At 57.8% G+C, this 11,078-nt stretch carries 9 protein-coding genes; 8 read left to right on the top strand and 1 reads right to left on the bottom strand.

The window, feature by feature from the left end; genetic code table 11:
- Nucleotides 1-181: hypothetical protein (locus tag C0456_RS05505; protein WP_291049301.1), on the top strand; the 181-nt coding region annotated here is incomplete at its 5' end.
- Nucleotides 182-718: 537 nt separating this feature from the next.
- Here the strand turns inward: C0456_RS05505 and C0456_RS05500 are convergent.
- Nucleotides 719-1,135 carry a helix-turn-helix domain-containing protein gene (locus C0456_RS05500; protein ID WP_084324291.1) on the bottom strand — a complete coding sequence of 139 codons (417 nt, stop codon included), beginning with the start codon at nt 1,133-1,135 and terminating at the stop codon, nt 719-721.
- Nucleotides 1,136-1,398: 263 nt separating this feature from the next.
- Between C0456_RS05500 and C0456_RS05495 the strand changes: the two genes are divergently transcribed.
- The 7 genes from C0456_RS05495 (at nt 1,399) to C0456_RS05465 (ending at nt 10,967) form a co-directional block, all read left to right on the top strand.
- Nucleotides 1,399-1,992 (top strand): methyltransferase, encoded by a 594-nt coding sequence (locus C0456_RS05495; protein ID WP_291049297.1) that lies wholly within the window; start codon nt 1,399-1,401, stop codon nt 1,990-1,992.
- A 125-nt stretch (nt 1,993-2,117) separates the two neighbouring features.
- Nucleotides 2,118-2,483, top strand: a complete 366-nt coding sequence (locus C0456_RS05490) for a hypothetical protein (protein WP_157532797.1) — start codon at nt 2,118-2,120, stop codon at nt 2,481-2,483.
- Nucleotides 2,484-2,548: 65 nt separating this feature from the next.
- Nucleotides 2,549-3,805 carry a TolC family protein gene (locus C0456_RS05485; protein WP_035598909.1) on the top strand — a complete coding sequence of 419 codons (1,257 nt, stop codon included), beginning with the start codon at nt 2,549-2,551 and terminating at the stop codon, nt 3,803-3,805.
- Nucleotides 3,802-5,133, top strand: a complete 1,332-nt coding sequence (locus C0456_RS05480) for an efflux RND transporter periplasmic adaptor subunit (RefSeq protein ID WP_035598912.1) — start codon at nt 3,802-3,804, stop codon at nt 5,131-5,133. Before C0456_RS05485 ends, C0456_RS05480 begins: the two co-directional genes overlap by 4 nt.
- A 9-nt stretch (nt 5,134-5,142) precedes the next feature.
- Nucleotides 5,143-8,364 (top strand): CusA/CzcA family heavy metal efflux RND transporter, encoded by a 3,222-nt coding sequence (locus C0456_RS05475; RefSeq protein ID WP_291049292.1) that lies wholly within the window; start codon nt 5,143-5,145, stop codon nt 8,362-8,364.
- A gap of 121 nt (nt 8,365-8,485) precedes the next feature.
- Nucleotides 8,486-8,899: a hypothetical protein gene (locus C0456_RS05470; protein ID WP_035598918.1), complete on the top strand. Its 414-nt coding sequence runs from the start codon at nt 8,486-8,488 to the stop codon at nt 8,897-8,899.
- Between the two features lie 79 nt (nt 8,900-8,978).
- Complete coding sequence (locus C0456_RS05465; RefSeq protein ID WP_035598921.1) at nt 8,979-10,967, top strand: heavy metal translocating P-type ATPase; 1,989 nt, start codon at nt 8,979-8,981, stop codon at nt 10,965-10,967.
- Nucleotides 10,968-11,078: the final 111 nt, after the last annotated feature.

Raw genomic sequence — 11,078 nt, 5'->3', positions numbered from 1 at the left:
ATTCCTTGTGCAAACTTTGCCCTTTGAAGGAGCTTTAGCAGTCCTTGGGCGCCTCACACTTCAGCTGATTGATGATTGTGTTTCTGTCAGCAATTGTCTGAGAATAGGGCGATGGATTCCAGCGGCCTACAGACGTTTAGAAATGTGCGACGCCGCAAGTTCGCGCAATGCGGTGCAGTAAGCGGCAACAGGGTTGGTGGCGGACCCGGTAGGGCAAGATAAAAGCAATGGCGCCACCCCTTGGGTAACGCCTTGTCTGCACATCGATTTTTCGGCGCCCGTTGTACGGCTTCGAGACGCCGGGTTTTGCGCATCCCGTAGCATTTGCTGCAGCTTCGGCTGGCGCCATCCCTTTTGGGGGTGCCGACGAACGCTACCTGACTTTGTTCTGCATTGACGGTGTATCCATCTTCTAAGCGGGCGGGGGGCTGTGCTCTTCATGGTTTTGTGATTCAGCGTATCTGCGGCAGGCGGGCGGGTACTGCGTAACGCAGGAGAGGTATGCAGATGCCGTTCGTGACGACCACTCCATCGTGACCTGAGAAGTGGTGCTGCGAGCGAGCGTGGAGGTAGTACGCCCTACAGGGCGCAAAGGTGGGTGAGCCGCGGCAAGATATCGTCCCAGTGCATCAGTTCTGTTGAGCTGCTTTGGAACTCTATCCCAATCGGACGATCTGGCGGGCTGAGTTCCAGAATCATGTCCGGAGACAACGACGCGTCAAGCGTGGTCGCGAGAGCAGAGAGTGTGATCGTTCAGCGACTCAATGATTTGACAATCCGCAGAGGTGCCGCCAGCACAGGAGCTCACCATTCGAGTTAGTTCGTGCTCAAGCGCTCGAAGTTGTTCTATCCGTTGACGTACGGCTTCGAGGTTTTGCTGTGCCAGACGATCTGCATCATGGCAGGGGCGCTCGGGATGGTCAGCTAGGTTCAGGAGAGAACGGATATCGGGTAACTCGAAGCCGAGTTTGCGAGCGTGCCGAACAAAGGACAGGCGGCGCAAGTCACGATCAGAGTACACTCTGCGCCCGCTTTCTGTCCGCGCCGGTGGCTTGATAAGGCCTTCCTGCTCATAAAATCGGATCGTTGGCACCTTGAGCCCTGTCTTCCGAGCAGCTTCACCAATGGTGAACATCGGCCAACTCCCTTGGCAGCGATTGACCAGAATTCGACGATTGCAGATATCTGCAAGGCTAGGGATATGGCGCAGCTATTCTGCATCCGCAATTGAGAGTTCGCGAGAAAGCCCCAGCATGAATTAGCATAATACTCGTGTGAAACGACTTGAGGAAAAACTACAAATAGCGCTTGATCCTCTAGTTACTGGAGGATTTAGGACGGCGGCGTTCAATCGTGAGTTCTCGAATGCCCCCGTCATGGATTCCAATTGCAGGGTTGATGCTGATCATCGGAATGTCAGCGCTGCGGCTTAGGACAGTTAAGCGTCATACCGGCCATGATGCCTACAGCTTTGGCCGCCATGCGGAGATCCAAGGTGTCGCGGAGCGGATTTGGCGGATCACAGTGATTTCCGCATTGGTTCTTGCAACAATTGCTTGGCAGGTCCCGCACTGGGAAGACGTACTTGGACGAGCGGACTGGGCCTCTTCCGCACCTGTCAGATGGCTTTCTGCCGTGTTGTTCGCTGTGGCTGTAGCAATTGTTGCTATCGCTCAGACGCAGATGGGAACGTCATGGCGTGTGGGCGTGCCCGAAGAGGGGCTCGGCAAACTCGTGACGCATGGCTTGTTTAGCTGGTCGCGCAACCCGGTTTTCGTTGGGCTGCTCTTGGCATTGATCGCGCTACTTCTTTGGAGCCCCACAGTTATGTCCGCAGCAGTCCTGGCGGCCGGTTGGACTTTGACAATGATGCAAGTCCGTATCGAGGAGGAGGCTTTGACGGCAGCACACGGGGATGCCTACGAGCGGTGTGTCGCGAAAGTGGGACGATGGTTCGGACGGCGCCACGGAGGCCGCATAGATGAAGCGTAAGCAATCAGATGCCAGTCTCTGACAATGAATTGATTGTGCGGAATTGAAGCAGATCGGTTAAATTGAAAGCTAACCAATGAAGTGCTACATCCGATATACTCGTCTTTGTGAAGGTCATCGGGAACATGGCGTTCTTCGATAAAATGCCCAACATTTTCATGGCTCTTATTGTCATGATTGCGGCTACCCTGGTGATTGCACCGGCAGCCGATGCCTTGGCGTGTTCTTCCGAAGCTGTGTCAGGTGGCCAGCAGGCACATGCAGTGGTTGCCGATGAAAGGGCGGATGCTGGCATTCGCGTTCATGGTGACAGCGAGGCGAAGCACGGTCTTTGCAACCACGGTCATAGCCACACCAACATGGCTTGGCGTGTTGATAGTGATACTGCATTTGCGCTTCTGATTGTGGACGCAGGAATGCCCAGAATTGGGTACGCAGGTAGCTGGTCACACTTTGTACCAGATGGCCTTGAGAGGCCCCCCAGAGCCTGACGCGATTGCTGCGCTGCGATGTGCGGCGCTGTCTTCTCGTGTCAACTTTCTGGGAATAGAATTTCATGTCATTCAAAATTATGCGGCCACCGCGCCTCGCGGTGAGCTGTGCATGGGCGGGCCTGATGGCCGCAACCATGGGGCCCGCATGGGCTGAACCGGCTCCGCCGTTCGCGCAGCTCGTTGAGCAGATAGAGCAGGCCCCAGCCAGCCGTGAAGCGGCTGCGCTGGAGGACGCTGCCAGTGCACGTGTCTTGCAGGCGCGCGCGCGCCCAAACCCTATCATCGGGATAGAGACGGAGAACGTGCTCGGGTCCGGGCTTTACTCCGGGTTCAGCAACGCAGAAACAACCCTTTCGGTGTCGCAGGATCTTGAGCTCTGGAATCGTCGCGGCGTTCGTATTGGCGCGGCGCGGGCTGAAGCGGATGCAGCAGCTGTCCGGCGCGATCTTGCTGTTACAGACGCTGTCGGACGGCTCGCAACAGTCTATGCCGAGGCCGAGGCCGCGCAGCGCCGTTTCCAGCTCGCTGAAGAGGCCTTGGAACTTACGCTCGCAGACACCAACGCATCGCTCGCTCAGGTGGAGGAGGGGCGCCAGCCTCGGCTCCGCGCGGTTCAGGCCGAAGCGGAGGCTGCATCGGCACGGGCAACGCTTGATGAAGCGCGTGCAGATATGGATGCAGCCTTTGTGAGTTTGACGGTCATGGCCATGCTGTCCTCTCCGGTGACCGCTGTAGCCGATAGCCTTCTTGATCGGACGGAAGTCTTGACTGCTCCGTCCAATGAGCAAGCGCCGGCAATCAAGGCTGCCGAAGCGGAACGGCTGGCAGCAGAGCGGCGTATAAGGGTCGAGCGCTCGCTCGGTCGCCCCGACGTAACGGCGAATGTCGGTGTTCGCCGTTCGCAAATGGATGATGCAACATCGTTCACGCTTGGCTTCAGTTTGCCACTTCCATTCTTTGATCAAAACCGTGGGAACATTCAGGCTGCCCAAGCGGAATTGCGAGCAACGGAAGCTCGGCTCGAAGCAGCACGACAGGATGTTCGCGCCCAGCAGGGAGCAGCCGTTGCCAGGCTAAAAGCTTCCGCCAGCCGTGTCTCCGCCGCAGATGCCGGGGTCGCGTCCGCAGAAGAAGCCTACCAGCTTTCCCGGATTGGCTTTGAGTCCGGTCGCATTTCGCAACTCGAACTCCTTACATCGCGGTCAGCACTCATCAGTGCGCGGACGGCGGCGGTTGATGCCCGTCTTGCCCGCGCTGGCGCAGAAATAGACCTTGCCCGACTTGAAGGGCGCACTCCATTTGAAGGGGATCAAAAATGACCAAACCAGCAGGTTTCACCAACAAGTACTTCCTGATGAGCGCGGCAGCCGCCGTGGTGCTTCTCGGGAGTGTCGCGGCATGCGGTTCCGGTCAGGACGCTTCCGCAGTGACGCAGGACAGTCCTGCCAAGGATGAACACGAGCACGATCATGACCATGATGGCGAAGGAAAGAAGAGTGCTGGCGCTGTTGCAGCCGACAAAAACGCAGACGCTCACGACGACCATGATGACCATGACCACGACGAAAAACCTGAGCCTGCAGAAAAGGCGGAGGATGACGGCCATGGTCATGCTGAGGGGGAGGAGGGCGATGAGGAAGGCGCTGTTCACCTGACGCCAGCCCAAATGCAGGCTGCCGGGATTGAAGTCGTATCCATCTCGCTTGGTGGGGGCGCAGAAACTCGTCTTTCCGGCCGGGTAACCCCGATGATTGATGCAAGGGCGGCGGTTGGCGCGTCTGTAAATGGATTGATTGAGCGCGTGCTTGTTGCGCCGGGGGACTCTGTCAAGGCGGGGCAGCCTCTGGTGATCGTCATCAGTGGTGATGCCGCCGCCGTAAGAGCAGACGTAGATGCCGCGCGTGCCTTGGCACAGGCGTCACGCCAGGCGCTTCAACGTAGCCAGAACCTCTACGATCAGGGCATTGTTGCGCGTCAGGAAGTCGAAGCGCTCACAGCGGAGTCGGCAAGTGCTGACGCGGTAGCGCGGGCGGCTGAAGCGCGCGCGGCAGCAGCGGGAAAGCCGGACGCATCCGGGCGACTGCGGATTGTCAGCCCCATTTCGGGCGTGGTCAGTTCTGTTCAGGTGGGGCCAGGTGGCTTTCTTGCACAGGGCAGCGTTGTTGCCGAGGTGACCAATCCGGAGCGCGTTGAACTCGTATTCAGTGCGCCTCCGTTGCTCGTCAGCTCTGCGAAGGTCGGATCCACGATGCGGGTCACTGGTCCTGCCGGTGAATTCAATGCGACTGTGACCGGCATTGCCGCCGACGCGGGAGCAGGACAGAGCGGTGCTGCTATTGTTCGCGCACGTGCAGAGGGGGGCAAGCTGCTTCCTTCCGGGTCACCTGTGACCGGGTCGATAGTCACCGGGGGCAGTGATGGGGGTATTCTTGTTCCCAGCGACGCCGTGCAGACCGTGAACGGTAGTTCTGCAGTATTTGTGCAAACCAAAGAAGGCTTCAAGGCAGTTCCGGTCCTTCTCGGTCGTCAGGCCAGTGGCCGAACCGAGATCGTCAAGGGACTTACCGGCAGTGAGAAAATTGCCGGCAAGAATGCTTTCCTTCTCAAGGCCGAACTCGCCAAAGGCGAGGCGGACCACGCACACTAGGAGATACCGATGTTCAAATCCCTCATTGAGGCGTCGGTCCAGTTCCGCTGGTTCGTCGTACTCATCACGCTTATGGTCGCCGGGTTCGGATTGTCTGAACTCCTGCGCCTCCCAATTGATGCTGTCCCGGATATCACCAACCGGCAGGTTCAGATCAATACGGTCGCTCCGGCGCTCGCGCCTGAACAGATGGAGCGGCAGGTAACCTTCCCTCTGGAAACGGCGATGGCTGGAATTCCCGGCCTTGAGAGCACTCGCTCTCTCACTCGGAACGGGTTTAGTCAGGTCACGGTAATATTCACCGACCAGACCGATATCTACTTTGCGCGCCAGCAGGTATCCGAGCGCATGACACAGGCAAGGGAAAGCTTGCCTGAAGGTGTGGAGCCTGCTCTTTCGCCCATCACGACGGGGCTCGGCGAAGTCCTGATGTGGACAGTCGATTTTGAGAAGGAAACTGGGCGCAAGCTTGCAGAACCCGGGCAGCCGGGTTGGCAATCGGACGGTGCCTACCTGACGCCGGAGGGTGATCGTCTTGCGACTGAACTCGACCGCGCGACTTACCTGCGCACCGTACAGGATTGGATCATCACGCCGCGCATGCGCACGGCAAAGGGCCTTGCCGGGGTTGATGTCAATGGAGGCTATGTCAAGGAGTATGCCGTACAGCCGGATGCTGCGCGACTTGCCAGCTACGGACTGAGTTTTGCTGAACTGGTACAGGCTCTCGAGCGGGCCAATACCCAATCCGGTGCCGGGTTCATCCAGAGAGCAGGGGAGGCGTTGACGGTACGCAGCAATGCGCTTGCATATACGACTGAAGACCTTGCCCAGGCTCCAGTAGCCAATCGCAACGGATTGGTTATCCGCGTCGCTGATGTCGCAACCGTCGCTGTTGGTCAGGCTCCTCGACTCGGCGCTGCCAGCCATGATGGTCACGAGGCCGTTGTCGGCACCGCCCTCATGATTGCTGGTGGCAACAGCCGGACAGTGGCTCAGGCGGCGGCACAGAAGCTGGAGGAAGTTGGCGCCAGCCTGCCACCGGGTATTGTGGCTGAGCCCGTTCTGGACCGCAGTGTTCTTGTGAACTCTACTATCAGTACGGTCGCGAAGAACCTTACCGAAGGTGCGCTTCTGGTCATCGCGGTCCTGTTTCTGCTCCTCGGAAACATCCGTGCAGCAACAATTACAGCTCTGATGATCCCGATCAGCTTTCTCTTTGCGGTCATCGGGATGAACAAGTTCGGCATAAGCGGAAATCTCATGAGCCTCGGGGCTTTGGATTTCGGTCTGCTTGTCGATGGCGCTGTTGTCGTTGTCGAGAATACGCTCCTGATGCTTGGTCAGAAACGAGTAGAGCTGGGACGTACTCTCAAGGCCAGGGAACGCCTGGAGGTCGCTGGCGCGGCTGCACGCAAGATGATCAAACCGGCAGCGTTCGGCCAGATCATCATTCTTCTGGTCTTTACACCACTGCTCATGCTGGAAGGCGTGGAAGGCAAGACGTTCATTCCGATGGGTGCGACAGTCATGCTCGCCCTCGTCGGTGCCTTCATCTTCTCCTTCACCTTCGTGCCCGCAATGACAGCTTTGATGGTGCGGGAGCCGAAGAACGTTCACATCAACGCGCAGGGTGAAGCCGAAGAGCATGAAACCTTCCTCATCCGCATTGCTCGCAGGGGCATAGTGCCGGTGATACGGCAGACGGTTGATCGGCCCGTGACAGTGTTTGTCGCGGCGATTGCCGCTCTCGCTGTGGGCGCCACTGCGTTCATGAGCCTGGGCAGGGAATTTATCCCGACCCTGGACGAAGGTGACATCGCCATGCAGGCTCTGCGCGTTCCATCGACGTCTCTCGAGCAATCGAAGATCATGCAGACCGCTCTTGAGCGTGCCATCTTGGAAATGCCGGAAGTTGAAACCGTATTTGCACGTACGGGTACGGCTGAGGCGGCTATTGATCCAATGCCTCCCAATATCTCCGACGCGGTAATCAAGCTGAAGGACCGGAAGGAGTGGCCGGATCCGAAGCTGCCCAAAGAGGAGCTGATTGAGCGAATCGACAAGGCAGCCTCCCAACAGCTTGGCAATGCCTATGAGTTCAGTCAGCCGATTGAGCTGAGGTTTAATGAGCTCATTTCGGGTGTGCGCACGGACCTCGCCGTTCTCGTTTACGGCGATGATTTTGCGCAGCTGCAACGCTCTGCAGACCAGGTGGCCGCCGTACTGCGGTCTATAAATGGTTCAGCTGATGTGCGGGTTGAGCAGGCGTCAGGCATGCCCACACTTACGATCTCAGTGGATCGGTTTGCTGCAGCCAATTTTGGTCTCTCAGCAGCCGACGTCAGCGAGGTCGTTAGCATTGCAGTTGGCGGAGGTGAGGCAGGTCAGATCTTCGAAGGAGACCGGCGTTTTGACGTGATGGTTCGTCTCTCGGAAAACGACCGCAACGACCCTGCAGTCCTGGCGTCCCTGCCAATTGTCACGGCAAGCGGCGTTGTGGTGCCTTTGTCATCCGTCGCCAATATTCAGGTGGCCGAGGGTCAGAATCAGATCAGCCGCAACAATGGCAGCCGCCGTATGGTGGTCCAGTCCAACGTTCGAGGCAGGGATCTGGGTGGCTTTGTGACCGAGGCACAGGCCAAGGTTGCCGAGGCTGTCACTTTGCCTGCCGGCTACTCCATTCAATGGGGTGGCCAGTTTGAAAACCTGAAGCGTGCGGAGCAAAGGCTCAGTGTAGTGACACCTGCAGTGTTTGTCATGATCGGTGTACTGCTGTTCATGGCACTGGGCTCGTTCCGCGAGGCCGGCCTTGTCTTCGCTTGTGTCCCATTGGCTCTTGTTGGGGGAGCCTTGGCACTTTGGCTGCGTGGAATGCCATTTTCGGTCTCTGCTGCAGTCGGATTCATTGCGGTGTCGGGTGTTGCGACCCTCAATGGTCTCGTACTGATGCAGGCAATCCGGGAAAGGTTGCAGGAAGGCCAGTCTCCAATGGAGGCGGCGCTTGAGGGGGCATCCAGCAGACTTCGGGCGGTGCTGACAACAGCCATGGTCGCTATTGTCGGGTTTATCCCGATGGCCATTGCACACGGTGCTGGCGCTGAGGTCCAGAAACCTCTCGCAACCGTTGTGATCGGCGGCCTAATTACAGCAACACTGCTCACTCTGATTGTCCTGCCGACGTTTGCTTCAAGGACGATGCGGTACAGATCAGAGGGGCTGGAGGAGTAAACTTTCACATGGCGGCAGGCCGGTAGCAAAGTCGCTTCCGGCCTGTCTGCATCTCAAGTGTTCAGCTGGCCCGATCTGTATTCATTCAGCTGGGGCTCATCAATCAGGAGACAATGGCACTATGAAACTCGCATACATGTTTGCACTTCTCGGTACAGGCTTCGCACCTCTGGCGGCGCAGGCTCAGCCTGCTTCCTCACCTGTCGGCGTATGGGTTGGCGGCGATGATATTGCTAATTGTGCACGTGGCCCTCTCACGCTGTTCATGTCTGACGGTGTGGTCGCGATCTTCACCTCAGAAAGCGGAGATCTGCATTCGCTTGGAGTTTGGGCCATGGACGGCAGCACGTTGACGATGACGCACAATGATCTTCCCCTCACGGCCTCCGGGGAGTCAAAACCTGCGATCAGTTTGGAGGTTGTGAAACTCAGTGACACGGTTTTCACGACCAGGAATTCAGAAGGCCAGGAGCGCGCGCGTGTGCGGTGCAGTGACATTGAAATCGGGCATGGCGAAGCGCACGGCGGCCACTAGGTTAAGGAGATCTGGTGGCAAGAGAAGCGTTCAGAGTACGGAGTGTCCCAGAAGGGCGACCCGCGGGGCCTAGCGGAGAATGAGAATGTCTAGTTCACACAACGATGATCACGCTCACAGCGATTTTTTCAATGGCTTGTTGGCCGGGCGCGCTGAGCTGGTGTTTTCACTTGCGTGCGGCGTGTTGCTCCTGGTGGGCTGGATTGTGCCCAAGGTGTTCGCCGGTTCTGGGGAAATGTTCAGCCTGACATGCTATGTCATGGCCTATTTTTTTGGAGGCTACTACGCTCTCCGGGAAGTCGTCGGAAAGCTCGTGAAGGGGCAGTTCGAAATAGACTTTCTGATGCTTGTTGCTGCAACTGGTGCCGCCCTGCTGGGGGAGTGGGCAGAGGGTGCTTTGCTTCTCTTCCTGTTCAGTATCGGGCATTCGCTTGAGAATTATGCAATGAGCCGTGCGCGCAACGCGATTACAGCTCTGGCAAAACTCGCTCCTGAGACGGCGCGTATTAGACGTGCTGGCCGTGAGGAAGAAATCCCGGTCGCAAGGCTGGGTCTGGGCGACATCGTGATCGTGCGCTCCAATGAGCGATTGGCTGCGGACGGAGTCGTCATTGCCGGAGAGAGCAGCGTCGATCAGGCGCCAATAACAGGTGAGAGTGTTCCCGTCGACAAGAGACCTATTCCGGTTGCGGAACAAAATTCCGACAATGTCCCGTCTGAACACCGGGTTTATGCCGGCTCGATCAACGGATCCGGCAGTCTTGAAATCAAGGTGACGCGTCTGGCAAGCGAGACAGCGCTGGCCCGTGTTGTAAAATTGGTGAGTGAGGCTGAAACCCGGCAGTCACCTACTCAGAGTTTTACAAAAAAGTTCGAGAAGATCTTCGTGCCGGCTGTAATACTGCTGGCATTGGTCGTTTCATTCAGCTGGCTCGTATTTGATGAAAGCTTCAGCGAGAGCTTCTATCGGTCGATGGCCGTTCTGGTTGCCGCCAGTCCGTGTGCCTTGGCAATCGCGACACCCAGTGCGGTTCTGAGCGGAGTGGCGCGCGCCGCTCGCGGCGGTGTGCTTGTGAAAGGCGGCGCACCCTTGGAGTCGCTTGGCGCTCTGGATGCCATCGCTTTCGACAAGACCGGCACGCTTACTGAGGGACGGCCTCGGTTGGTGGATATCACTCTCAATGAGCGTGTTTCTGAAGACGAGCTGCTCGGGATAGCGCTCGCCGTCGAAGCTCTGAGTGATCATCCGCTGGCCCGCGCAATTGCACGTGATGCGGAGAAGCGCCTAGGTAGCAGGCCTTTCACTGCCGAAAAGTTTGAGAGCCTTACCGGACGCGGCGTATCGGCGTCGGTCAACGGCGAGACTGTTATCATTGGCAAGCCTTCGATGTTTGATGGCATTGATACGCCCGAGATGCCGTCAAAACTGGCCGCAGATGTGGCCGATATGGTGGCAAAAGGGCAAACCATGATGGTCGTTCTCAAGGCGGAACGCTTCCTTGGAGCGATCGGCCTGATGGATACGCCGAGACCGGAAGCTGGGCCTGTCATTGAGCAGCTTCGGCAGTTGGGTGTTTCCCGTATGATGATGATTTCCGGCGACAATCAGGCTGTTGCCGATACGGTTGCCAAACATGTCGGGTTGGACGTGGCATTTGGCGACATGATGCCAGAAGACAAGGTCCGAAAGATTGCAGAGCTCTCAGCAGGTCGCGGTGTGGCGATGGTGGGAGACGGCGTCAATGACGCGCCGGCGATGGCGAATGCAACAGTCGGCATCGCGATGGGGGCGGCAGGATCGGACGTTGCTCTCGAAACGGCGGATGTGGCACTCATGGGAGACGACTTGCGCACCTTGCCTTTTGCTGTGGGGCTTAGTCGTTCGACGCGGCGAATTATAAGGCAGAACCTCTGGGTGAGCCTTGGTATCGTTGCGGTGCTCATTCCGGCTACATTGCTGGGCCTTGGGATCGGCCCTGCTGTGTTCGTGCATGAAGGTTCTACTCTTCTGGTGGTAGGGAACGCCCTTCGATTGCTCGCCTATCGGCCCGCGTCAGGATCGAGCTGACCCTAGGATTGGTCCAAGCAACCGGTGCCGTTTCTTCCAAATGTGTTGGCGCCTTCGCGTAAAGGATCTGCACAAAGCTGGGGGTAGAGTTGATGGAGATTAGTTATTGTG

It is taken from the genome of Hyphomonas sp., assembly GCF_013823385.1.
Taxonomy (GTDB): Bacteria; Pseudomonadota; Alphaproteobacteria; order Caulobacterales; family Hyphomonadaceae; genus Hyphomonas.
The sequence above is the reverse complement of the archived record's forward strand: the minus strand, read 5'-3'. Positions and strand labels throughout refer to the sequence as shown.

Bases quoted from the DNA above. Each gene is read 5' to 3' on its own strand.
- C0456_RS05470 (WP_035598918.1), top strand. From the start codon at position 8,486: ATGAAACTCGCATACATGTTTGCACTTCTCGGTACAGGCTTCGCACCT.
- C0456_RS05495 (WP_291049297.1), top strand. From the start codon at position 1,399: ATGCTGATCATCGGAATGTCAGCGCTGCGGCTTAGGACAGTTAAGCGT.
- C0456_RS05500 (WP_084324291.1), bottom strand. From the start codon at position 1,135: ATGTTCACCATTGGTGAAGCTGCTCGGAAGACAGGGCTCAAGGTGCCA.
- C0456_RS05465 (WP_035598921.1), top strand. From the start codon at position 8,979: ATGAGAATGTCTAGTTCACACAACGATGATCACGCTCACAGCGATTTT.
- C0456_RS05480 (WP_035598912.1), top strand. From the start codon at position 3,802: ATGACCAAACCAGCAGGTTTCACCAACAAGTACTTCCTGATGAGCGCG.
- C0456_RS05475 (WP_291049292.1), top strand. From the start codon at position 5,143: ATGTTCAAATCCCTCATTGAGGCGTCGGTCCAGTTCCGCTGGTTCGTC.
- C0456_RS05485 (WP_035598909.1), top strand. From the start codon at position 2,549: ATGTCATTCAAAATTATGCGGCCACCGCGCCTCGCGGTGAGCTGTGCA.
- C0456_RS05490 (WP_157532797.1), top strand. From the start codon at position 2,118: ATGGCGTTCTTCGATAAAATGCCCAACATTTTCATGGCTCTTATTGTC.